The following is a 23068-nucleotide window of genomic DNA, read 5'->3' on the forward strand; positions in this document are numbered from 1 at the left end:
ACGGCCCGATCAGGCCCGCGCGGACACCCCGGCCCGGACCGACCGCGCGGCGCCGGCCAGCAGCTCCGCCGCCGTCTCCACGTCCCCCGGGGTGGTCCAGCGGCCCAGTGACAGCCGCAGCGCCCCGAGCGCCCGGTCGCCGTCCAGGCCCATGGCGGTGAGGACGGGCGACGGGTGGCGGTCCCCGGCGTGACAGGCCGACCCGGTGGAGGCCGCGAGGCCGGGCGCCGAGGCGAGGAGCGCGTGCCCGGGGGCCCCGTCGACGCTGACGTTCAGGGTGTTGGGCAGCCGGCGTTCCACCGGACCGTTGAGACGGACCCGGCCGGGCAGGGCGACGTCCAGACGCCGGTGCAGCCTGTCGCGGAGCGCCGCGAGCCGCCCGGGTGCGCCGTCCGCGAGGTCCGCGGCGGCCAGGGCGGCGGCCGTGCCGAGCGCGACGGCGAGGGCGACGTTCTCCGTCCCGGCCCGCAGCCCGCCCTCCTGGCCGCCGCCGTACACCACGGGCTCCAGCCGCAGGCCCTCGCGGACACGGAGCGCGGCGACGCCCTTCGGCGCGTAGAGCTTGTGCCCGGCCACGGTGAGCAGGTCGGCGCCGAGCGCGGTCGCGTCGAGCGGGACCTTCCCGGCGGCCTGGGCGGCGTCACAGTGGAACAGCGCCCCGTGGCGGTGGGCGAGGGCGGCCACTTCGGCGACCGGCTGGAGCGCGCCGGTCTCGTTGTTGGCCGCCATCACCGACACCAGCACCGTGTCCTCGTCCAGCGCGGCGGCGATCCGGGCCGGGTCGACCAGCCCGTCCCCGTCGACCGGCAGGACCGTCACCCGTACCCCGTGCAGCCGTCGCAGGGCCCGCAGCGTCTCCAGCACGGCCGGATGCTCGGTCGCCTGGGTGACGACACGCGGCCGGGACCGGCCCGAGGCCAGGACCGCGCCGCGCAGGGCGAGCAGGTTGGCCTCGGACCCGGAACCGGTGAACACCACCTCCCCGGGGCGGGCCCCGACCAGCGCCGCGACCTGTGCGCGGGCCTCGGCGAGGGCCCGGCGGGGCGCCTCGCCGTAGTGATGGGCGCTGGACGGATTGCCGAAGTGCGTGCCCAGGTACGGCCCCATCGCCGCGGCCACCCGCGGATCGACGGGGGTGGTGGCGTTGTGGTCCAGGTACACCGGCCCGCCCGGCCGCCCGGAGTGCGGCAGCGGCGGGAAGGCCGGCGTCGCGCCGGTCACGGCCGGAGTCCGCGGGAGGAGAGGGCCGGGGCGGGGTGCGGGGGGAGCGGTGCGGGGAGGTGTGCCACGTACGGATCGTCCTGTTCGCCTCTCGGGCGCCCGGACCGGGCGGCCCGTCCCCCCGGACCGGACGTGCTGCCCGCCCGGACCGGAGGTCTCGGCCCGCCGTCCGGGCGCGTCGCCTCGGCCCAGGAGATCACACCGAAGATCACCCGGCACGCACCCAGGCCCCACCCGCCGCCCGCGCCGCCGGACTCCACCCGCTTCCCACGTCGCGCCCCAGCGGGACTCCACCCGCCTCCCATGTCACGCCCCAACGGGACCCGATCCTTCCCCCGCGCCGCGCCCCCGCCGGGCCACGCCCAATCCCACGCCCCCCTTCCCTGCCCCTTCTCCGCCCTCTTCCCGCCCCTCCGCCCCACAGCCACCCCCGCACCCCTGTTCGCCGCCCGCCCCATGGGCTACCTTCGGTAACCCCTCCAGGTGGCGTGCCCGCCGGCTCCGGGGCACTCCGGCGACCACCTGCTGCTCAACCTCCCGCACCGCAGGAACCGTTGACGAAAGGCAGCCATGGAGAAGCCCCCCGCCACCCCCGTACCGTCCGCGCAGGAGCAGGCCCCCACCGGCATCACCCGCCGCCGCGCCCTCACCGTCACCGGCTCGGTCCTCGCCGGCGCCGCCCTGGCCGGCCAGGCGTTCCCCGCCTCCGCCGCCGCCTCCCAGGACGCGGACGCCATCGTCGTCGGCCACGGCCTCGCCGGATTGGTCGCCACCGCCGAACTCGCCGCCGCCGGACGGCGCGTGCTCCTCCTCGACCAGGAACCGGAGGCCGGCCTCGGCGGACAGGCGTTCTGGTCCTTCGGCGGGCTCTTCTTCGTCGACTCCCAGGAACAGCGCCTGATGGGCGTCAAGGACTCCCGCGACCTGGCCTGGCAGGACTGGCTCGGCACCGCCGGCTTCGACCGCGGGGTCGGCGACCCGAGGGGCGAGGATTACTGGGCCTACCGCTGGGCCGAGGCGTACGTCGACTTCGCGTCGGGCGAGAAGCGGTCCTGGCTCGCCGGACTGGGCGTGCAGTGGTTCCCCATCGTGGGCTGGGCCGAGCGCGGCGGCGGACTCGCCGACGGGCACGGCAACTCCGTACCGCGCTTCCACGTCACCTGGGGCACCGGACCGGCCGTGGTCGAGCCCTTCGAGAAGAAGGTGCGTGCCGCGGTGGCCGCCGGGAAGGTGACCTTCCGCTTCCGGCACCGCGTCGACGGCCTCGTCACCACCGGCGGCGCGGTCACCGGCGTGCGCGGAGCGCTCCTGGAACCCAGCGGCGTGGCCCGGGGCAAGCCCAGCTCCCGTACCGTCGTGGGCGACTTCGAACTGCGCGCCCCGGTCGTCGTCGTCACCTCCGGCGGCATCGGCGCCGACCACGACCTGGTCCGCAAGAACTGGCCGGCCCGCCTCGGCGCCCCGCCGAAGAGCATGATCACCGGTGTCCCGGCCCACGTCGACGGCCGTATGCTCGCCATCACCGAGCGGGCGGGCGGACGGATCGTCAACCCCGATCGCATGTGGCACTACACCGAGGGCCTCAGGAACTACGACCCGATCTGGCCCGGCCACGGCATCCGCATCCTGCCCGGCCCGTCCTCCCTGTGGTTCGACGCCCGGGGCCGCCGTTTCGACACCCCCGACATCCCCGGCTACGACACTCTGCACACCCTCAGGACGATCACCGGCAGCGGCTACGACCACTCCTGGTTCGTCACCACACAGAAGATCATCGCCAAGGAGTTCGCGCTCTCCGGCTCCGAACAGAACCCGGACCTGACCGACAAGAACATCTGGCAGCTCCTCTCCCGGATCTGGCAGACCCCGGAGCCGATCGAACGGTTCAAGAACAAGGGCGAGGACTTCGTCGTCGCCGGCACCCTGCCCGAACTGGTCGCCGGGATGAACCGGCTCGCCGGCGGCGACCTCGTCGACCTCGGCCTGTTACGCCGTCAGATCGAGGCCCGCGACCGGGAGATCGCCAACCCGTACACCAAGGACGTCCAGGTCATGGGCATCCGCAACGCCCTCGCCTACGTCGGCGACTCGCTCAGCCGCACGGCGCCGGTCCACCGCATCCTCGACCCCGCCGCCGGGCCGCTGATCGCGGTACGGCTGAACATCCTGACCCGCAAGACCCTCGGCGGCCTCCAGACCGACCTGTCCGGCCGCGTCCTGGACGCCTCCGGCAACCCGGTCCCGGGCCTCTACGCGGCCGGTGAGGTGGCCGGCTTCGGCGGGGGCGGCGTCCACGGCTACCGCTCCCTGGAGGGCACCTTCCTCGGCGGCTGCCTCTTCTCCGGCCGGGAGGCGGGACGCGCGGCTGCGGCGGCCACGGCGACCTGACCCCGTACGGCCACCCGCCCGCGGTCCCCGGAGCCGCCCCCGCCCTCACGAGGAGGCCGGGGGCGCCGGAGGCCGCGGGCGCCGCCCGCCGGCACGGCTCGTACCCTGCTGGAAGGTCGAGTACAGCAGCCACAGCGAGGGCACCAGCAGCACGGCGCCCACGGCCAGCGCGATCAGGCACGCCGTCAGCACCGCCCCGTCCGACGCCGCGTCGGCGACCGTGACCCCGCCGACCAGCATCGCCGGGTACTGCGCCGCGCCCCACGCCCAGAGCAGGGCCGCCACCGCCGACGCCGCCGCGAGCCGCGCGAGGACGTAGCGGCGCCGGTACAGCAGGAGGAGCCCGCCGAGCCCCGCGACCGCGCCCACCACGACCAGCGGCAGCGCACGGTGCGTCAGTCCGTGGAACAGCTCCGGCGCGTCGGCGTGCAGTACGGCGATCCCGGCGCAGGCGACGGCCCCGCTGGCCACCCCGCTGACGACGGCCCGCCGGGCGAAGTCGGACGCCGGCACGGCCTCACCCTCGCGGTCGGCGTCCGCGCACAGGTACACCGCGGCGAGGTGCGCGCACGCCAGCACCGAGAGGACCCCGCCGAGCACCGAGGTCGGATTCCACCAGCTCGTGATCACGTCACCCCCGGCGATCCCGGGCGGCACCCGGCCCGAGGCGACCGCCCCGGCGACCGTGCCCAGGAAGAACGGTGTGAGCACCGACGACAGCGCGAAACACGCCCCGAACAGGCGCTGTTGCCACAACTCGGTACTGGCCTTGCGGAAGGCGAACGCGGCCCCGCGCGCGATGATGCCCAGCGCGGCGAAGGTCAGCGGAAGGTACAGCGTCGACATCACCGCGGCGAACACCGGCGAGAACGCCGACCACAGCAGGACGATCACGAAGATCAGCCATACGTGGTTCGCCTCCCACACGGGCCCGATGCTGTGCTCGATGAGACCGCGCCGCGCCCGCCCCCGCCGCGACCCGCCGGCCAGCAGGTCCCAGACCCCGGCGCCGAAGTCGGCGCCGCCGAACAGGGCGTAGCAGGTGAGCCCCACCCACATGACAGCTACGGCCGTGTTTGCGAGCACGGTCACCTCCGGGTGGCGGCCGACGGAACGGTACGGGCGAATGCGACGGACCAGGGCCTGCGACGGGTCAGGGTCTGCGACGTACGGGGATCTGCGACGTACGAGGGTCTGCGGCGTAGGGGACGTGACAGCCAAGGGGACGATGGCCACAGGCCCCGGGGTCACACGACCGGGTACCTCTCCACGTCCTCCTCCTGCGGAGCGCGCGGCACGGCCGGACCCTTGGCCAGCCGGCGCAGGACGTACACCGTGGCGACGGTCATCGCGGCGTAGACCACCAGGACCAGCCACAGGCCCGCCATCAGACCGGGTGCCGGATTGACGGCGTCCCGCACGCTCATGACGCCCCACACGATCCAGGGCTGGCGGCCCAGTTCGGTGACGCACCAGCCGCTCTCCAGCGCGACCACCGAGGCGGGCCCCGCGACCACCGCGAGCGCCAGGAAGAGCCGCGCGCCGCGCCGGTCGAGCAGCGCGACGCCCTTGCGGCGCCCCCGCCACCACGCGACCAGCAGACAGACGCCCAGGGCGAGCAGGAAGAGCCCGACGGCCACCATCAGGTCGAAGGCCCAGTGCACGCCCGTCACCGGGGGCCACTGGCCGCGCGGCACCTTGTCCAGGCCCTGCACCACCGTGCTCGGGTGGTAACCGACCAGCAGGGAGAGGCCGTTGGGGATCTCCAGCCCGTAGCGCAGCCTGTCGCCGCTCGCCACGCCGCCCAGGGTGAGCGGCACGTGGGAGCCGGTGGTGAAGACGCCCTCCATGGCGGCGAGCTTCGTCGGCTGGAAGTCGGCGAGGAACCGCGCCGCCCAGTCGCCCACCACGATCTGGAACGGCGCCACCACCGCCCCGAGCGTGAACGGGATGATGAAACCGGCCTTGTGGTACGCGTCCCTGCGGCCCTTGAGCAGGGCCACGGCGTAGACGGAGGCGGTCAGGAAGGACGCCACCATGAACGCGGCGAGGATCATGTGCACGGTCTGCGGCGGGCTCGCCGGGTTGAGCATCGCGGCCCACGGGTCGACGTCGACCACCTTCCCGTCGCGCAGGGTGTAGCCGCGCGGCTGGTTCATCCACGCGTTGGCGCACACCACGAAGAACGCCGAGGCGACCCCGGCCACCACGATCGGCACCCCCGTCAGCAGGTGCCGCCTCGGCGGCAGCCGGTCCCACGCGTAGAGGTAGATGCCCAGGAAGATCGCCTCGATGAAGAACGCGATCCCCTCCAGCGCGAACGGCAACCCGATCACCTGCCCGAACCTGCCCATCAGCCCCGGCCACAGCAGCCCCAGTTCGAAGCTGAGGATGGTGCCGGAGACCGCGCCCACCGCGAACAGCACCCCCATGGCCCGCGCCCACCGGCGGGCCAGCAGCCGGTACGCGGGATCGCCGGTGCGGATGCCGTACCACTCGGCGATCAGCGTCAGCGCGGGCATCCCCACGCCCAGGCAGGCGACCACGATGTGCCACGCCAGCGAGAAACCCATCTGGGCCCGTGCCGCCGCGAGGTCCCCCTCGGTCACCGCGAGCACCCAGGGAGCGGAGGTCAGGCCGGCGAGCACGGGCACGTTCCGCCTCCGGGCAGCGGGCTCCGGTAGACACACAGCCCCGCCGCGGTCCTGCGCACGGCGTCCCCCGTACCGCGGGTCCCGGCGCAGCGGCCCGCTCCGTACCTCGGTCCCGGCCCGCCACGACGCCTGAAGTGTTCCTCTTGTCCGGAATTCACCCGGCCGAACCTACCGCCCCCGGCCGACGGCGGTCCCGCGCCACGCCCCTCGGCCCACCGGCCGGACGAACCCCGCCACGCCGCCCCGGCAGCGAGAACGGGCGCGGCGCGTCCGGCGGCCGGTCCGCGGCGGGGCTCCTCGTGCTCCGTGGACCCGCCCAGAAGCAGCGTCGCCGCCTAACGGGGCATCACACGGGCAAGGGCTCCCCTCTCCAACGCCGCCCACACCGCTCCGTCGGGGCCCACGGTGATGCCGTGCGGCTCGGAGGCGGGGGAGGGCAGCGCGTACTCGGTGATCTCGCCGTCCGCGGTGACCCGGCCGAGGCGGTTGGCGCCCCACTCGGTGAACCAGCACTCCCCGGCGGAGGAGGCGGTGATCGCGTGCGGCCGGGACGCCGGGTCGGGCAACGGGAACTCCCTGATCTCCCCGTCCACGGTGATGGTGCCGACCTGGCCCGCTGCGATCTCGACGAACCACAGCGCGGCCCCGTCACCGGCGATCCCCACCGGCGCCGCCCCCGGCGTCGGCAGCGGGTGGAGAGAGACCTCGCCGCCGACGGTGATGCGGCCGATCGCGTTCGCCTGGTTGAGGGTGAACCAGAGCGCGCCGTCCGGCCCCGCCGTGATCGCCGAGGGACAGCCGCCCTCGATGGGCAGCGCGAACTCGGTGACCTCACCGGTCGTGGTGATCCGGCCGATCCGGTCGACGTTCAACTGCGTGAACCAGAGCGCTCCGTCGGGGCCCGCCGTGATGCCGTACGGGCCACTGCCGGGGGTCGGCGGGGCGAAACTCCGGGCCGTGCCGTCCAGCCCGACGCGGCCGATCCGGTGGTCGCCGAACCGCGTGAACCACAGCGCGCCGTCGGGCCCGGATGTGATGAGGGTGGGCCGGCACCCGGCCGAGCCGAGGGCGTACTCATCGATTCCGCCGCCGGGGACGAACCGTGCGATACGCCCGCCGTGCACGAGGGTGACCCACACCGCGCCGTCGGGGCCCACGGTGATGCCGTACGGTCCGGCGTCCCCGTCGGTCAGGGGAAACTCCTCGGCGGTGCCGGTCACGGGATGGTCCACGGAGGTTCCTCACAGGATCGGGGGCGGGGGCGGGGGGCCGGACGTCCGGCCGCCGCCCATCATCCGGCACCGCGGATCGCCGTACCGAACCCTTTTCCGCGGCGGCCGTCTTGCCGGGTTCCGGAAGGCGGCCCCCGGCCTCCCTTCCCCGCCCCACGGATGAGGCGGCCCCCGGTTCCGTCGTCATGAGGGCCGGGGAGACGGGATCGGGGACGGCACACGGCCCGGTCCTCACCGATGACGCTGCTCCCGGGCGGGTCCCGGCGGATGCCTAGACTGGGTGCCACGTGTGTGCCGAGGTGAGCAGGGCGGGACGGGAGAGGGTAGTGGCGGCTGACTCTGGTCGGGTGGAGGACCCGCCTGCCGAGGTGCTGGAGGAGGCGGCGGCTGCCTTCGGGCTGCTCGCCTCGTCGGCCCGGCTGCACCTGATGTGGGCCCTGGCCCAGGGCGAGAGCGATGTCACGCACCTCGCCGACCGGGTGGGCGGCGCGCTGCCCGCCGTGAGCCAGCACCTCGCCAAGCTGAAACTGGCCGGCCTCGTCCGCTCCCGCCGGGAGGGCCGCCGCCAGATCTACTACGTCGACGACCCCGACGTGGTGACCGTGGTCCGCGTGATGGTCGGACAGCTCACCGCCCGCAACCAGCGGACCTCCGCGCCGCTGCGGCGGCTGCGCGGGACCGGTGCCTGAGCGGGCCGCTGCCCGGCAGGCGGGGGCCGGGTCCGACGTGCCCGGGACCGTCGTGCTCCCCGGGACGGACGACACCGCCGTGCCGACCGTCCTGGAGGTGCTGCGCGGACTCGACTCCGGCCCCCGGGGCCTGACGGACGCCCAGGCCGGCGAGCGGCTGGCCCGCGTGGGCGAGAACACGCTGCCCGACCGGCGCGACGCCTCCTGGCCCCTGCTGCTGGCCCGCAGCGTGCGGGACCCGTTCACCGCCGTACTGCTCTGCCTCGGACTGGTGTCGGCGGCCGTCGCCTCCTGGGGCACCGCCGTGGTCACCCTCCTCCTCGTCGCCGTGAGCTGCGTCCTGCGCGCCTCGGGAGAGCACCGGGCCGACCGCTCCATGGCCGGACTGCGCGAACTGGTGGCGACCACCGCCACCGTGCTGCGGCGCTCCGGCGGGGGAGCGGCACCCGCGGCCCGCGAGGTGCCCGTCGCGGACCTGGTCCCCGGCGACGTGATCCGCCTCGGGCCCGGCGACCTCGTCCCCGCCGACGTCCGGCTGCTGCGGGCCGCCGGACTCCGGGTGCACCAGGCGGCGCTGACCGGCGAATCGGCACCGGTCGCCAAGTACGCCGTCGACGGACCCGGCCGGGCGGGCGGCGGCGTGTTCGACCGGCCGGAACTGTGCTTCCAGGGCAGCAGCGTCGCGTCCGGCAGCGCCACGGCCGTCGTCGTCGCCACCGGCCCCCGGGCGCGGTTCGCCGCCGCGCTCGGCCCCGACCGCGCCCGCCGCGAGCCCAGCGTCTTCGAACGCTCCGTCCACGGCATCTCCTGGGTCCTCGTCCGCTTCATGCTGATCACGCCGCCGCTGGTGCTGATGGCCAACGCCGCGCTGCGCGGACGGGGCCTGGAGACCCTGCCCTTCGCCGTCGCCGTGGCCGTCGGACTGACCCCGGAGATGCTGCCGGTCATCGTCACCGGCTGCCTCGCCCGCGGCGCCTCCCTGCTCGCCCGCGCCCACCGCGTGATCGTGAAACGCCTCCCCGCCCTGCACGACCTCGGCGCCGTCGACGTCCTCTGCCTGGACAAGACAGGCACCCTCACCCAGGACCGGCCCGTCGTCGAACAGGCCCTCGGACCGGACGGGGAGGAGGACCCCGAGGTACTGGAGTGGGCCGCCGCCAACGCCTGGTGGACCCTCCAGCTCGCCGACCTGCCCGCCCCCGACGCGCTCGACGAGGCGATCCTCGACGCCGCCGACCCCGACGGCCTGCCGGCCCACGACGGGATCGCCGCCCTGCCCTTCGACCCGGTGCACCGCCTCGCCACCGCCGTGGTCCGCACCCCCGGCCGCCTCGGCACCCACACCCTCGTCGTCAAAGGCGCCGCCGAAGACGTCCTGGAACGGTGCGCACTCGCCGACGACGAGCGGGCACGGCTCCTCGCCGACGCCGCCCGGCGGGCCGAGACCGGCCTGCGCGCCCTCGCCGTCGCCACCGCCGAACGCCGGGCCGGCCTCCGCGACACCGTCCCCGCCGACGTCCGCGGACTCACCTACCGCGGACTGGTCACCCTGCGCGACGCGCTCGCCCCCACCGCCGCCGAGGCCCTCGGCGTGCTCGCCGAACGCGGAGTCACCGTCAAGGTCCTCACCGGCGACCACCCCGGCACCGCGCTGCGCGCCTGCCGCGACCTCGGCGTCCCCGTCGCCCCCGACGGGGTCGTCACCGCCGGCCGCGTCGACGCCGTCTCCGACACCGAACTGGCCGGCCTGGTCCGCCGCACGACCGTCTTCGCCCGCTGCACCCCCGAGCACAAGGCCCGCATCACCGCCGCGCTGCGCAGCGGCGGCCACACCGTCGGCTTCCTCGGCGACGGCGTCAACGACCTGCCCGCCCTGCGCGCCGCCGACGTCGGCATCGCCCCGCGCGCCGCCACCGACGTCGCCCGGGAGAGCGCCGACGTGGTCCTCGCCGAGAAGGACCTCACCGCCCTCGCCCACGCCATCGGCACCGGCCGGCACGCCAGCGGCAACATCGCCTCCTACCTGCGCGTCACCCTCTCCTCCAACCTCGGCAACGTCATCGCCATGCTCTCCGCCGGGCTCCTGCTGCCCTTCCTGCCGATGCTCCCCGCCCAGGTCCTCGCCCAGAACCTCTGCTTCGACGCGGCCCAGCTCGCCTTCGCCTACGACCGGCCCCGCCCCTCCGCGCTGCTCCGCCCCACCGCCCTGCGCCCCCGCGAACTCCTCGGCTTCATCACCCGCTTCGGCGCCCTCAACGCCACCGCCGACCTCGTCACCTTCGGCGTCCTCGCCCTCGCCCTGCACGGGCCGGGGACGGGCGACGACGAGGCGGTCTTCCACTCCGGCTGGTTCACGGAGAACCTGCTCACCCAGGCCCTGGTGATGCTGCTGCTGCGCCTCGGCGCGCGGGCGGCCGGCGGCGGCAGGCCCGGCCCGGTCGCCTGGGCGGCGGCGGCACTGGCCGCGGTCGGCCTGGCACTGCCGCCCTCCCCGCTCGGACCGGCGCTCGGCCTGACCGCCCTGCCGGTCCTGTACTACGTGCTGCTGGGCGCCGTCCTCGTCCTGTACGCCGCGGGACTCCTCGCCGCCCGGATGCGCTACGAACGACAGCGCGCCCGCGCCTGACCCGGGTGGTCGGCGGCGAGGTCAGCCGCCCTCCCCGTAGGTCAGGTCGGAGCAGGGATCGTCGGCCGCCGAACGCGCCCCCTCCGCCACCGAGGAGGGCACACCGGCCGGCGCCGAGGACGCGGCGGCCCCGGGCTCGGCGTACGTCCGGCCGAGGACCAGGTCGATGCCGCTGCCCGGCTGGGCGGCCACCTCGGCCCCGGGGAAGAGCCGGGCGACCTTCTCCGCCTGCGCCCGCAGCCCGTCCCCGTACCGGACGACGGTGGTGGCGTGGTCCTGGCGGTCGGCGTTGCCGGTGCCGGTGACCGTGAAACCGTGCCGCATCAGCAGGGAACCGGCCCGCGAGGCCAGGCCGGTGGTGGTGGTGCCGTTGCGCACGACCACGTCGATGCCGGTGCTGTCCACGCGGTCGGTGGGGTCCGCCGACGCGGAGACGGAGGGCGAGGGGGAGGCCGAGGGGGAGGCCGTGCCGCCCGCGTCCTCGCCGTCGATGGTGCGGTCCGCCTTGAGCGCCGCCCACAGCTCGGACGCGTCGGGCTCGACGATCGCGACCCGCGACCCCTCGTACCGCCAGGGCACGGTGACGAACCGGGTGTGGCGCAGGTCGACGTCCTTGAGCGACAGGGCGAAGGAGAGCAGCTTGTCCGCCGTGCCGAGGCCCGGGTCGACGCTCATCGACTGGGTCGCCGCGTCGGCGAGGGGCAGCAGCCTGGCAGGGGTGAAACCATCCTCCTTGATCTTCTTCAGGAGGCTGGAGACGAACGCCTGCTGCCGTTTGATCCGCCCGATGTCGGAGCCGTCGCCGATGCCGTGGCGCAGCCGCACGTAGTCCAGCGCCTGCTGTCCGGCGACGGTCTGCTCGCCCTGGGGCAGCACCAGCCTGCCCCGGGTGGCACGGTTCGGGTTGAGGTCGTTCTCGTACACGTCGCCGGGCACGCACACCTTCACCCCGCCGACCACGTCGGTCAGTTCGGCGAACCCCTTGAAGTCGACGACGATCGTGTGGTCCACGCGCAGCCCGGTCAGCGACTCCACCGTGTTCTGTGTACAGGCCGGGTTGCCCTTGGGGGTCTGGCCGACGGAGAACGCCGCGTTGAACATGGTGTTCGCCCGGGGCTCGGTCCAGGTGCCGTCGGGCAGCCGGCACGGCGGGATGGTGACCAGGGTGTCGCGGGGGATGGAGACGGCCAGGGCGTGCCGCCGGTCGGCGTAGACGTGCAGCAGGAAGGCGGTGTCGGAGCGGCCGACGTCGTCCTTGTCGCCGCCGCCGTAGGCGCTGTTGCCGTCGGTACGCGCGTCGGAGCCGATCACCAGCACGTTCTGGCCGCCGGACACGGCGTCGGGACGGTCCCGGGACAGGCCGTCGGCGTCGAAGGTGTCGATGCCGCCGTTCAGCTTGAGGTAGATCCAGCCCAGGCCCGCCGTGCCGAGCACCACCACCGCCAGGGTGGTGGCGAGCGCCACGCGCAACGACCGCCGCTTGCGCCGCTGCGGTCCGCGCCGGCTCCCGGACCCGCCGCCGCGGCCGGGAGGTCGCGCCCGGCGCCGGTGGCGGGCGGGGGTGGCCTGATCGTTGGTGGTGGTCATCGGTGATGTGCCCTCGTCCGTCCGACTCATGCGGAGGGGACGCCTGAGCCCCACCCCATGGTTGTACAGTTGCGCAATGTAGCAACAATGACGGATGGTACGCCGCCGCCCCCGGCGCGTACCGCCGTCCACCGACAGGAAGGGATGGCGGAATGCTCCGCAACGGACTGGAACCCTGGCATCTGCTGGTCGTGGCCGTCGTCTTCATCGTGCTGTTCGGCTCGAAGAAGCTGCCCGAGGCGGCACGCGGGCTGGGCAGGTCGATGCGCATCCTCAAGAGCGAGGCGCAGGCCATGAAGGGCGACGCGGGGTCCGGGGCCACCGGCTCCGGCACTCCGGCCCCGGGCGAGCCCTCGGGGGCGGCGCCGGGGTCCGACGCCCAGGGCCCACGGGCCGTCCCCGGCGAGGCCCGCGAGGCGGAACACGTACGTCCGGCGGCCGGGGAGCGCCCCGCGTCCTGAGATTCGACGGCAGAGGCGCCCTGTGCCCTGGGATTTGATGGCGGGGGAGGGCGCCCCGCGCCCAGAGGTCCGTAGGGTCCGCGCGGGTCCCGCCCGAGGGCCGGCAAGGGCCCACGCGGCCTGTCAGGGGCTGGCCACGTCGTACCCGTACCGCAGGGGCTCGACGGCCACGGCGTGATCGATCCGGTAGACGTACACCCCCTCCGCGCGCACCCCCTCCGGCGTGCCGCGCACCCGGCAGGGGGACGTCACCTGGATCACCCGGGGCCGGTCGGCGACCTCCAGTCGCCAGCCGTGCGCCGGCCCTCCGTCGAGGACCGCGATCTCCCACGTCGTGGTGTGCGTCGTCGTCATGGCGACAGTTTAAGGGTTGCGCAAGTGTTGCGTAGCTGTGACCTGAATCACGGGGCGTGCGCCCCGAGTTGGGCGGTGGCCGGTCCGTCAGGTGGCGTCCGGGTCGAAGGCCGGCGGGGTGCCGCCCGGCTCCGCCCGCGTCTCCTTCGCCAGGGGGACCCGCGTGGGCTCCGCCCGCGGCGGGGTCGGCTCACCGGCGACCCCGGCCACCCCGGCGACGGCCTCGCGTACCGCGTCCGCGGCCCCGGTCAGCTCCCGCCGGGGGTCGAGGGCGTCGCGGACCTCGTCGAGCCCGAGGCCGTCGCGGTCCAGGACGTGCCGCCGTACGAACGTCTTCGGGTGCAGGTCACCGAAGTCGAAGTCCTGGAACTCCGGGCCCAGTTCGGAGCGGATCTCGTCGCGGGCGCCGTCGGAGATCTCCCGGACCGTGCGCACGAACCCGCTCACCGTCCGGATGCCCTCGGCCAGCCGTTCCGGACCGAAGAGCAGGAACCCCATCGCCGCGAGCGTGACCAGCTCCAGCGGACCCACATCGAAGAACACCGGTCGCCCTCGCTTCGCTCACGCACCATGCCCCGGCAGGCCGCGGGGCGACATCACTTTAGTGATTGCGCAAGCGTCGGAATCACGAGGGGTCCAAGGGGGTGGGCGGAAGGCGAACCGGAGGCCGCCGGCCGCGCGCCCGGCCCGGGTGGGGAGGCGGTCAGCCGGTGCCGCTCCCGTCGCCCTCCTCCAGCCGGGTGAGGCGCGCGGTGGTGTCGTCGGCGAGGCGGGTGAGGAGGCGGAGGAGGTCGTCGCGGTCCTGCCGGGGCCAGTCGGTGAGCGTCTCGGCGAACCAGCCCAGGATGTAGGCCACATACCGGTCGGCGGCCTCGGTGCCCTCGTCGGTCGGCTCGATGAGGCTGGCGCGGCGATCCTGGGGATCGGCGACGCGCCGGACGAGGGAACGCTTCTCCAGCGCCTGCACCTGCCGGGTGACATGGGGGCCCACGACCTGCATGCGGTCCGCGATCTCGCCGATCCGCAGCGGGTGGCCGGTGGTGCGCAGGGAGACCAGGACGCTCATCGCCGGGCGGTCGAGGGCGAGACCGGCGGCATCGGTGGCGCGCTCGACGAGCCGGCCCTTGGTGAGGGCCGCGCTGAGGCGGGCGATCCGGGGGATCACGGCGAGCAGATCGGCGTGCGCATCCTGCGGGGCGCCGGCCTCGGCTGGTCCGGGTGTCATGACGGCTCCATTTGCATACCTGAGTTAGGTATCTATATTCTCGGGAGTGGCCCGGCGCCCACGAGGGAGCCGCATGGCCCCATAAAGGATACCTAAGGTACGCATCGTCGCCAGTCGTGTCAGATCCGGCGGGGCGTGCCGTCTCCGTGCCGGGGGAAGCGCCCCCGGACGAAAGGGGAGCAGCCATGGAGCACCACCCCACCCGGTCCGCCCGCCGGGTCCTGATCTCCGGAGCCAGCATCGCCGGCCCCGCACTCGCCTACTGGCTCGACCGGTACGGCTTCGAGGTGACCGTCGTCGAGAAGGCCGACGCCGTCCGCGGCGGCGGGTACGCCATCGACGTCCGGGGCACCGCCCGCGGGGTCGTCGAGCGCATGGGCCTGCTGCCGCGCCTGCGGGAACGGCACGTCGACTCCCAGCGCATCACCTTCCTGGACGCCGCCGGGGAGACCGTCGGCACGGTGCAGCCCGAGCAGATGACCGGAGGAGAGGCGGGACTCGACCTGGAGGTGCGGCGCGGCGATCTGGCCGACGCCCTGTACCTGCCGCTGCGCGACCGGGTCGAGTTCCTCTTCGGCGACTCGATCGCGACGCTGGACGACGACGGGGACGCCGTCCACATCGTGTTCGACAGCGGTACGCGCCGCACCTTCGACCTCGTGATCGGCGCGGACGGGCTCCACTCGAACACGCGGAGCCTGGTCCTCGGCCCCGAGGAGCCGTACCACCGCTACCTGCGCCGCGTCTTCGCCGGCTTCACGCTGGACAACGACTTCGGCCTCGCCCACGAGGGCGTCATCTGGAGCGAACCGGGGCGCAGCGCCGTGCTCTACGCCCACGAGCCGTCCGACCGCGTCCACGGCTTCCTCGCCTTCACCCGCGACACCCCGCCGCTCGACGCGTTCCGCGACCCGCGGGCCCAGCGCAGCCTGGTCGCCTCCTGCTTCCCGGAACAGGTCTGGCACCTGCCGCGCCTGGTGGAGGCGATGCAGGAGGCGGACGACCTGTTCTTCGACGTGGTGAGCCAGATCCACCTGCCGGTGTGGTCCCACGGCCGGGTCGCCCTGGCCGGCGACGCCGCGCACGCGACCTCGTTCCTCTCCGGCCAGGGTTCCAGCCTCGCCCTCGTCGGCGCCTACATCCTCGCCGGCGAACTGGCCACCCACGCCGACCACCAGGCGGCCTTCGCGGCCTACGAGGACCGGATGCGCCCCTTCGCCGAACGCAACCAGGCCCTCGCCGGAAACGGCGGCACGGTGGTGACGCCGTCCACGCGCGAGGAACTGGACGCCCGCAACGCCCTGTTGCGCGACGCCGAGGCGACGGCGAAGGCATTCGCCTCCGCCTCCGAGGGCCACGAGGCCCACTCGTCCCTGACGCTGCCCGACTACACGCCCCTGTAGGGCGGAAGCGGGGGAGGGGAGGCCGCGCCTCGTCCAGAATCGGGACATGGACGTCGTCGCGCTGCTGGAAGCGGCTTCCCTGCTGGTCCCGGAAGGGGTCGCCACCGAGAACGACCTCACGGTGAACGACGTCTGGGACCACCTCGCCCACGACGAGTGGGACGTCGCGCTCGGCCTGCTGGAGGAGCTGGGCGACGCCCGCCCGCCGCCGCCCGGCTTCTGGCAGGACCTCGCCAGGGCCGCCGAGCACCTGCGGCTGGAGCGGAGCGCCGCCTGGTGTCACTGGCGCCTGCGTGAATGCCGGTACGGCGTCATCCGGGCCGACCTCACCCTGCGGCCCGCCGCCGAGGCCCGACGGCAGATCCCCTTCCCGGGCGCCGGCGTCCTCCGGCCCATGTGGGACATCGGCCTGACGACCCCGGCGGGCGATCCCGGCCTCCTGGTCGCCCGCGTCCGGGTGGAGGAGCTGCCCTTCCTCGGACCGGGAGGCCGGGCCACGGTACGCCTCGCGCCCCTCACCCCGTCGAAGTGGCGGCACCTCCGGCCCGGCCGGACGCTCCACATGCACGAGGACCGGACGGTCGCGGGAACGGCGGTGGCCGTGGAGGCCGCCCGCCCGTCGCCCCCGGAGCCCGCATGACGAGCGGGCCCACAACCGGACGGCCCGGCCGACGGAGCGTCGGCGCGGCCGGGAGGCGGGTGGCCGCGCCGGGCACCGCCGGGACCGGCCCGCTTGTCCATCGGATCTTCCCCGTGACGGCCGGCCATCGTGAAGGATGTGACCCGAGAGGGCCTAAGTAGACGTATAAACAGGGGAGTTGAGTCATGCGCCGGATCTACATCAGCGCGGACATGGAAGGCGTCACGGGGCTGGTCGATGCCGATGACGTCCAGCCCGGCGGCCGGGACTACGAACGCGGGCGGCGGATGATGACGGAAGACGTCAACGCGGCCGTCCGCGGGGCGGTCGCGGCGGGCGCCACCGACGTCACGGTGAACGACGCCCACGGCCCGATGCGCAACATCGTGCCCGAGGCACTCCACCCGGCGGCCCGCCTGATCCGGGGCAGGACCAAGCACATGGGCATGGTTCACGGCCTCACCGCCGAGCACGACGGTGTGATCTGCGTCGGCTACCACACCCGTGCGGGAGCGCTCGGGATGCTGAGCCACAGTTTCATGGGCCATGAGATCGAGGACATCTGGCTGGACGGCCGGCCGGTCGGGGAGATCGGCCTCGCCCATGCCACCGCCGCGGCCCTCGGTGTGCCCGTGGCGGTCCTCACCGGGGACGACATGGCCTGCGCCGAGATGACGGACTGGGACGCCTCGGTCGCCACCGTGGCCGTGAAGTACGCCCAGGACCGCTTCTCCGCCGAGCTGCGTCCCGTGGAGGAGGCGCGCGGGGCGATCGAGGCAGGGGTCGCCACCGCCCTCCGCGAGCACAGGCCCGTACCGGCGGTGACGAACCCGGCCACGCTCTCCGTACGGTGGCAGTCGGCCTCGGTGGCCTCCGTGCTCCAGGGGATTCCCGGGGTCGTGGGCGTGGACTCCCGGACCGTCCGGGCCGAGGGTGAACTGCCGTCCCTCTACCGTCAGTTCGGGGTGTGGATGCGGGTGGCGTCCTCGCTCACCAACCAGCCCCCGTACTGCTGACCCCTCCCTGGGCGACCGGCACGCCCCGGGCCTCGCCAACCCCCGGGGCTGATAGGCGGGTTCACGCAGCATCGGCGGTCCGGCCCGGTGGCGAGTGCGGGGCCGCGACCCTCGGCGGTTCCACGGGGCCCGTCTCGTCCGCCCGACGGCGGCACGCCACCTCCCTGAGGGGCGCGAAGCCGCCCCGCCGGGGACTCTCCGGTTCAGGATGTCCGCGCTGCTCTCCGGGGCCCGCCGCCGTGGCGGCACCGTCCCCACGTGGGCGGCCCGTTCTCCCGCCCACGGATTCCGGAGACCACCTCTGTTGCCTTTGGTCCTGACGTGTCCCACCGCATGGTGCTTTTCGTTCGATTTCGTGTCTTGACTTGCCCGTGCCTTTGGCGGAGGCTTCCTGCCACAACACCCCGCAAACCGGTTTGCAAGCAAGGAGTGCTTCGTGGTGACGTCAGGGACGCCGGAGAAGGACACGCGGACGCAAACCGTGTTGCGCGCGGAGGACCCCCGTTCCCCGGCGACGATCTCGGACGTGGCACGGCTGGCCGGTGTCAGCAAGACGACCGTCTCGCACGTGCTCTCCGGCCGGCGCCCGGTCTCCGACGCGACGCGCGCCAAGGTGAACCGGGTCATCGAGGAGCTGGGCTTCCAGCAGAACTTCTTCGCCACCGGACTCACCGGCCGCCGGACGCAGACCATCGCGCTGGTCGTGCAGGACCTGACCAACCCCTTCTACCCCGCCCTGGCGCGCGGCCTGCAGCAGACGATGGCCGAGCACGGCCACGTCGTCCTCCTCGCCGACGTCGGCGCCGGCGTCCCGCCGGTCGGCGCGTTCCTGAGCGAGGCCGTGCAACGCCGGGTCGACGGTGTCGTCGTCGCCGCGATCGACATCTCCGACGAGCAGATCGAACCGCTGCGGGCGGCCGGCATCGGCGTCGTCACGGTCGGCGACCCCCGGCGCCGTACCACCACCGACGTCATCTCCTCCGACGACGAGCGGATCGCCGCCGACGCCGTCGCCTACCTCCACGACCAGGGACACCGCCGCCTCGGCATCGTCTCCGGCCCGCCCCACACCGCGCCCGGCGCCCCCCGCCTGGCCGGCTACCGCAACGCCCTGCGGGCCCACGGCCTGCGTCCCCTCAAGGCGGCCGAGACCACCGGCGACTGGACCAGGGAGTCCGGAGCGAAGGCCATGACCGCCCTGATGGACCTGGAGCGCCGGCCCACCGCCGTCTTCTGCGCCAACGACCTGATGGCCATCGGCGCCCTCGACGCGGCCCGGGTCCTCGGCCTGGCCGTCCCCGGGGACGTGGCCGTCGTCGGCGTCGACGACATCGACGCGGCGAGCCTCGTCAGCCCCGCCCTGACCACGATCCGGGTACCGGCCCAGGACATCGGGCGTGTCGCCGGTGAACAGCTCATGACCCGGATAGGCACCCCCACCGGCCCCGCCCGCCGGGTGCTGGTCCAGCACAGCCTCGTCGTCCGCGAATCCGCCTGACCTCGCGACGCGGCACAGAAAGCGCAAGGAGCACCACCGTGCACGACGTACTCGACCCCCGCGACCTCGTCCCCGACGAGGCGGAACAGCTCGCCCACTCCGGCTACGACGCCCAGGAGCTGCTGGACCGGGCCCGCGCCGCCGCGCTCCGCTCCGACCTGGAGGCACTCGCGGAGATCCGCCGGAGCCTGGACGCCCTGCCCCGCCTGCCCGGCTGGTCCTACGACGAGCCCTCCGCCGCCGAGGACGTATGGGCCGCCCTGCCCGAGGCCCAAGACCCCGCCGGGCCCGTCCCCGACGATGTGCAGGAACGTATCTCCGGGGCCTGGCTGGGCCGCTGCGTGGCGAACACCCTGGGCAAGCCCGTCGAGGGACTCACCCCCGACGAGGTCCGCCGCTACCTCCGCGCGGCCGGCCAGCACCCCCAGACCGGATACCTCCCGCTGCTGGACCCGCTGCCCGAAGGCGTCAGCCACCTGCACGAATCGGCCCCCTACTCCGCCGCCGGCCGCTTCGACGCCGTCCCCCGCGACGACGACCTCGACTGGACCATCCTCGGCCTGCACCTCTTGGAGACCCACGGGAACCGGCTCACCACCGCCGACATCGCCGCGGCATGGCTCGACCGGCTCCCCTTCACCCAGACCTTCACCGCCGAACGGGCCGCCTACCGCAACCTCGTCGCCGGGCACCTGCCGCCCGCCACGGCCACCGTCGACAACCCGTACCGGGAGTGGATCGGCGCACTGATCCGCACCGACATCTACGGCTACGTCCACCCCGGCCGCCCCCGCGCCGCCGCCCGCCTCGCCCTGGACGACGCCGTCCTCTCCCACACCGCCAACGGCCTCTACGGAGCCATGTGGGCCGCCGGCCTCGTCTCCGCCGCCCTCGTCTGCGACCACGCCACCGACGCCCTCGAAGCCGCCCTCCAGGTGCTTCCGCCCGGCTCCCGCCTCCACGAGGTCCAGCGCGAACTGCTCGCCCTCGCCGGCCGGGGCGCCGACGCCGACGAGGCCATGGCCTGGATAGACGCCCGGCTCGGCCACTACAACTGGGTCCACACCCTCAACAACGCGGCCATCATCGCCGCCGCCCTGCTCTGGGGCGAGGGCGACTTCGTCAGCAGCGTCGGCCTGGCGGTCGCCGCCGGACGCGACACCGACTCCACCGCCGCCACCGTCGGCAGTGTCGTCGGCGCGCTCCACGGCACCGCGGCCGTCCCCGACCACCTCGTCGCCCCCACCCGGGGCGTCGTACGCAGCGCGGTCCGCGGCTTCGACCGCGTCACCGTCACCGAACTCGCCCGGCGCACCGACGCCGTCCGCCGCTCCCTCGCCGGCCCCACGCCGCCGGCCCCCCGCACCGAACAGGAACAGGAGGTGGCCTCGTGACCACCGCCCGCAGGATCGTCATCGACACCGACCCCGGACTCGGCGAGCCCGGCTCCGACATCGACGACGGCCTCGCCATCGCCCTCGCCCTGCGCTCGCCCGAACTGCGCGTGGAAGCCCTCACCGTCGTCAACGGCAACGTCGACGTGGACGCGGGAGTCGACGTCGCCCGCCGGCTCACCGACCGCATGGGCGTCCCCGGCCTGCCCGTCCTCCGCGGCGCCGACCGGCCCCTCCTACGCGACATGGCACCCGTCCGCGCCCTCTTCGACGACGTCCTCACCGACCGCCCCGCCCGCACCGACCCCGCCGATCGGCTCGGGCCCACCGAACCCCGCCACGCCGCCCAGTACCTCGTCGACATCACCGCGGCGCACCCCGGCGAGATCAGCGTCGTCGCCATCGGCCCGATGACCAACCTCGCCCTCGCCCTGCGTCTTGACCCCCGGTTCGCCGACAACGTGGCCGAGATCGTCATGATGGCCGGCTCCGCGACCGGCTACGCCCAGAACATCACCGTCGTCGGCGACTTCAACGCCTACGTCGACCCCGAGGCGCTCGCCATGGTCCTGGAGAGCGGGGCACGGCTGCGCATGGTCGGCATCGACCAGACCTCGCAGGTCCGCCTCACCCGCGCCGACGCCGACCGGATGCTCGGCGGCGACGACTTCGGGCAGTGGGCCGGCACCTGCGCGCGGGCCTGGATCGACTTCCTCGCCCAGGCGTTCCCGCAGCGCGAGGAGCACCGCGACGCCTGCTTCCTCCACGACCCGCTGGTCGTCGCCGCCGTCATCGACCCCGACCTCCTGACCTGGGCCGACGCCCATGTCGCCACCGACCCCGCCAGCGAACTCGCCCGCGGCCTCGTCATCGCCGACCGCGGACTCGCCCTCGCCCCGCCCGCACCCGCCAACGCCACCGTGGCCATCGCCACCGACACCGACGGCTTCGGCCGACTCTTCCTCGAACGCGTCACCCAGGCCCCGGCCACCGGGTGACCGCACCGTCCACCACCGCCGGGCCCCGCTCACCGAGCGCCCCGCACCGCCCACGACCCTCCGGCCCCGGCCGCTCAGCGACCACACCGTTCGTCATCGTCCGGCCCCGGCCGCCGAGAGACCACATCGCCCACGACCGTTCGGCCCCGGCCGCCGGGTGACCGCAACGTCCAGGAACGTTCGGCCCCTGCCGCCGAGTGACCCGCACCGCCCATGACCGTTCAGAGAGGACCGTCATGAAGAACGCCCGCACCCACCACCCCGCCAGACCCGCCGCCACCGCCCGTCCGGGCCGCCGGCCCCGCCGCCTGGTCGCCACGGCCGCAGCCGCCGCGACCGCGCTGACCCTCCTGATCACCGGCTGCGGCACCGACTCCTCCCCGGACAGCGCCCGGCCCGAAGGACTCGTGCCCGAAGGCCAGTTGAAGGACCCCACGTCGACGGTGACCATCACCTACGCCGGAGCCGCCTACTCCGCCGACGACATGAAGCCCGTCCTCGACGCCTTCCACAAGGCCCACCCCACCATCAAGGTCGACTACCAGTCGGTCCCCTTCGACCAGTTCAACAGCGTGCTCAGCACCCGGCTCAGCCGCCGCGACGCCACCCTCGACCTCTTCGACGTCGACATGCCCCGCACCGACGCCTACCAGGCCCGCGGCTGGCTGACCGACCTCAGCGCCGCCTTCCCCGACCTCGCCACACGGGTCGACCCCGCCTCGCTGGACGCCGCCACCAACGACGGCAAGCTGGTCGCTCTCCCGTACCAGACCTCCAGCCAACTCCTCTACTACAACAAGAAGCTCCTGAAGAAGGCCGGCGTCTCCTTCCCGTCCCAGAAGGCCGAGGACCGGATGACCTGGGAACAGGTCACCGCCGACGCCCGCACCGCCCAGAAGGACGGCGGCGCCAAGTGGGGCCTGCTCTTCGACCAGGTCAACCGCTACTACCAGCTCCAGCCGCTGGCCGAGAGCCTCGGCGGCGGATCGGGCGTCACCGGCAAGGACAGCCTCACCGCCGACCTGACCAACGACGGCTGGACCAAGGCCATGACCTGGTACGGCTCCCTCTACCAGGACAAGATCTCGCCGCGCGGCGTGCCCGTGGCCCAGACCCCGGAGACCTTCGCCGCCGGTGACGTCGCCTTCTTCCCCGGCGGACCGTGGTGGGCCACCCGGTTCACCGACGAGAAGGACCTCGACTTCGGCGTCGCCCCCTACCCGTACTTCGAGGGCGGCAAGCCCGCCACCCCGACCGGCGGCTGGTCGCTCGGTCTCAACCCCGCCAGCAAGAAGGCCCAGGCCGCCCAGATCTTCATGAAGTTCATGGCCCTGGACAAGGGCGGCTACGCCCAGTACATGTCCGGCCTGGCCGTGCCCCCGTCCAACACCGCCGGTACCGAGACCTTCTACTCCCAGCCGGTCTTCAAGGACCCGCGGATGGCCGGAGCCGTCGAACTGACCGCGCACGAACTCGCCCACACGGCCGTCCTGCGCGCCCGCACCCCCGGTTACGTCGAGTTCGAGGACGCCCTCGGCCGCGCCTTCGAGGACATCGCCAACGGCACCGCCCCCGGCACCGCCCTCACCTCCGCCACCAAGGCCGTCGACCAGGCGTGGGCCAAGTACCGGTAGTCACCACCCGGTTCGTTCCGTCGGCCACCGCCCCCGTTCCGTCCCGTC

At 74.1% G+C, this 23068-nt stretch carries 19 protein-coding genes; 11 read left to right on the plus strand and 8 right to left on the minus strand.

Annotation, left to right across the window (positions count from 1 at the left end):
• Positions 1 to 9: 9 nt before the first annotated feature.
• Positions 10 to 1221: a cysteine desulfurase family protein gene (locus tag J5Y05_RS11600; RefSeq protein ID WP_307853851.1), complete on the minus strand. Its 1212-nt coding sequence runs from the start codon at positions 1219 to 1221 to the stop codon at positions 10 to 12.
• Positions 1222 to 1791: 570 nt separating this feature from the next.
• Here J5Y05_RS11600 and J5Y05_RS11605 point away from each other — a divergent pair.
• Entirely contained in the window at positions 1792 to 3609 is a 1818-nt protein-coding gene (locus J5Y05_RS11605; protein WP_210871206.1) for an FAD-binding dehydrogenase, read from the plus strand.
• A 45-nt stretch (positions 3610 to 3654) separates the two neighbouring features.
• Here J5Y05_RS11605 and J5Y05_RS11610 read toward each other — a convergent pair whose 3' ends face one another.
• From J5Y05_RS11610 to J5Y05_RS11620, 3 genes are all read right to left on the minus strand, one after another.
• Positions 3655 to 4695: a cytochrome d ubiquinol oxidase subunit II gene (locus J5Y05_RS11610; RefSeq protein WP_210871208.1), complete on the minus strand. Its 1041-nt coding sequence runs from the start codon at positions 4693 to 4695 to the stop codon at positions 3655 to 3657.
• A gap of 161 nt (positions 4696 to 4856) precedes the next feature.
• The gene (locus J5Y05_RS11615; RefSeq protein WP_307853853.1) at positions 4857 to 6263 is read right to left on the minus strand and encodes a cytochrome ubiquinol oxidase subunit I; all 1407 of its coding nucleotides are present in this window, start codon (positions 6261 to 6263) and stop codon (positions 4857 to 4859) included.
• A gap of 335 nt (positions 6264 to 6598) precedes the next feature.
• Positions 6599 to 7495: a Vgb family protein gene (locus tag J5Y05_RS11620; RefSeq protein WP_210871210.1), complete on the minus strand. Its 897-nt coding sequence runs from the start codon at positions 7493 to 7495 to the stop codon at positions 6599 to 6601.
• A 326-nt stretch (positions 7496 to 7821) separates the two neighbouring features.
• On the opposite strand from J5Y05_RS11620, the gene J5Y05_RS11625 reads away from it, so the two are divergent.
• Complete coding sequence (locus tag J5Y05_RS11625; RefSeq protein ID WP_210871212.1) at positions 7822 to 8184, plus strand: ArsR/SmtB family transcription factor; 363 nt, start codon at positions 7822 to 7824, stop codon at positions 8182 to 8184.
• A gap of 37 nt (positions 8185 to 8221) precedes the next feature.
• A complete protein-coding gene (gene mgtA, locus J5Y05_RS11630) occupies positions 8222 to 10810 on the plus strand; it encodes a magnesium-translocating P-type ATPase (protein ID WP_307853854.1) in 2589 nt (862 codons plus the stop codon).
• Positions 10811 to 10831: 21 nt separating this feature from the next.
• Here mgtA and J5Y05_RS11635 read toward each other — a convergent pair whose 3' ends face one another.
• On the minus strand, positions 10832 to 12397 hold the full coding sequence (locus J5Y05_RS11635; protein ID WP_210871216.1) for an LCP family protein: 1566 nt from the start codon (positions 12395 to 12397) through the stop codon (positions 10832 to 10834).
• A gap of 152 nt (positions 12398 to 12549) precedes the next feature.
• Here J5Y05_RS11635 and tatA point away from each other — a divergent pair, with 152 nt between their 5' ends.
• Positions 12550 to 12858 carry a Sec-independent protein translocase subunit TatA gene (gene tatA / locus J5Y05_RS11640; RefSeq protein WP_210871218.1) on the plus strand — a complete coding sequence of 103 codons (309 nt, stop codon included), beginning with the start codon at positions 12550 to 12552 and terminating at the stop codon, positions 12856 to 12858.
• A gap of 123 nt (positions 12859 to 12981) precedes the next feature.
• Here tatA and J5Y05_RS11645 read toward each other — a convergent pair whose 3' ends face one another.
• The 3 genes from J5Y05_RS11645 to J5Y05_RS11655 all read right to left on the minus strand — a co-directional run bounded on the left by J5Y05_RS11645 (position 12982) and on the right by J5Y05_RS11655 (position 14437).
• On the minus strand, positions 12982 to 13212 hold the full coding sequence (locus tag J5Y05_RS11645) for a hypothetical protein (RefSeq protein WP_210871220.1): 231 nt from the start codon (positions 13210 to 13212) through the stop codon (positions 12982 to 12984).
• 87 nt (positions 13213 to 13299) lie between these two features.
• On the minus strand, positions 13300 to 13755 hold the full coding sequence (locus J5Y05_RS11650) for a Sec-independent protein translocase subunit TatB (RefSeq protein ID WP_210871222.1): 456 nt from the start codon (positions 13753 to 13755) through the stop codon (positions 13300 to 13302).
• A gap of 160 nt (positions 13756 to 13915) precedes the next feature.
• On the minus strand, positions 13916 to 14437 hold the full coding sequence (locus J5Y05_RS11655) for a MarR family winged helix-turn-helix transcriptional regulator (protein ID WP_210871224.1): 522 nt from the start codon (positions 14435 to 14437) through the stop codon (positions 13916 to 13918).
• Between the two features lie 185 nt (positions 14438 to 14622).
• Here J5Y05_RS11655 and J5Y05_RS11660 point away from each other — a divergent pair, with 185 nt between their 5' ends.
• The 7 genes from J5Y05_RS11660 to J5Y05_RS11690 all read left to right on the plus strand — a co-directional run bounded on the left by J5Y05_RS11660 (position 14623) and on the right by J5Y05_RS11690 (position 23020).
• On the plus strand, positions 14623 to 15840 hold the full coding sequence (locus tag J5Y05_RS11660) for an FAD-dependent monooxygenase (RefSeq protein WP_210871226.1): 1218 nt from the start codon (positions 14623 to 14625) through the stop codon (positions 15838 to 15840).
• A gap of 46 nt (positions 15841 to 15886) precedes the next feature.
• Positions 15887 to 16480 (plus strand): hypothetical protein, encoded by a 594-nt coding sequence (locus J5Y05_RS11665; RefSeq protein WP_210871228.1) that lies wholly within the window; start codon positions 15887 to 15889, stop codon positions 16478 to 16480.
• Positions 16481 to 16665: 185 nt separating this feature from the next.
• A complete protein-coding gene (locus J5Y05_RS11670) occupies positions 16666 to 17496 on the plus strand; it encodes a M55 family metallopeptidase (protein WP_210871230.1) in 831 nt (276 codons plus the stop codon).
• 436 nt (positions 17497 to 17932) lie between these two features.
• Complete coding sequence (locus J5Y05_RS11675) at positions 17933 to 18994, plus strand: LacI family DNA-binding transcriptional regulator (protein WP_210871232.1); 1062 nt, start codon at positions 17933 to 17935, stop codon at positions 18992 to 18994.
• Positions 18995 to 19032: 38 nt separating this feature from the next.
• A complete protein-coding gene (locus J5Y05_RS11680; protein WP_307853855.1) occupies positions 19033 to 20388 on the plus strand; it encodes an ADP-ribosylglycohydrolase family protein in 1356 nt (451 codons plus the stop codon).
• Positions 20385 to 21386: a nucleoside hydrolase gene (locus J5Y05_RS11685; protein WP_210871234.1), complete on the plus strand. Its 1002-nt coding sequence runs from the start codon at positions 20385 to 20387 to the stop codon at positions 21384 to 21386. The genes J5Y05_RS11680 and J5Y05_RS11685 overlap by 4 nt, the downstream gene beginning before the upstream one ends.
• Before the next feature lie 236 nt (positions 21387 to 21622).
• Positions 21623 to 23020, plus strand: a complete 1398-nt coding sequence (locus J5Y05_RS11690) for an ABC transporter substrate-binding protein (RefSeq protein WP_210871236.1) — start codon at positions 21623 to 21625, stop codon at positions 23018 to 23020.
• The last annotated feature ends 48 nt before the right edge of the window (positions 23021 to 23068 follow it).

Origin of the sequence: Streptomyces tagetis (genome assembly GCF_018069565.1) — a bacterium.
Lineage (GTDB): Bacteria > Actinomycetota > Actinomycetes > Streptomycetales > Streptomycetaceae > Streptomyces > Streptomyces tagetis.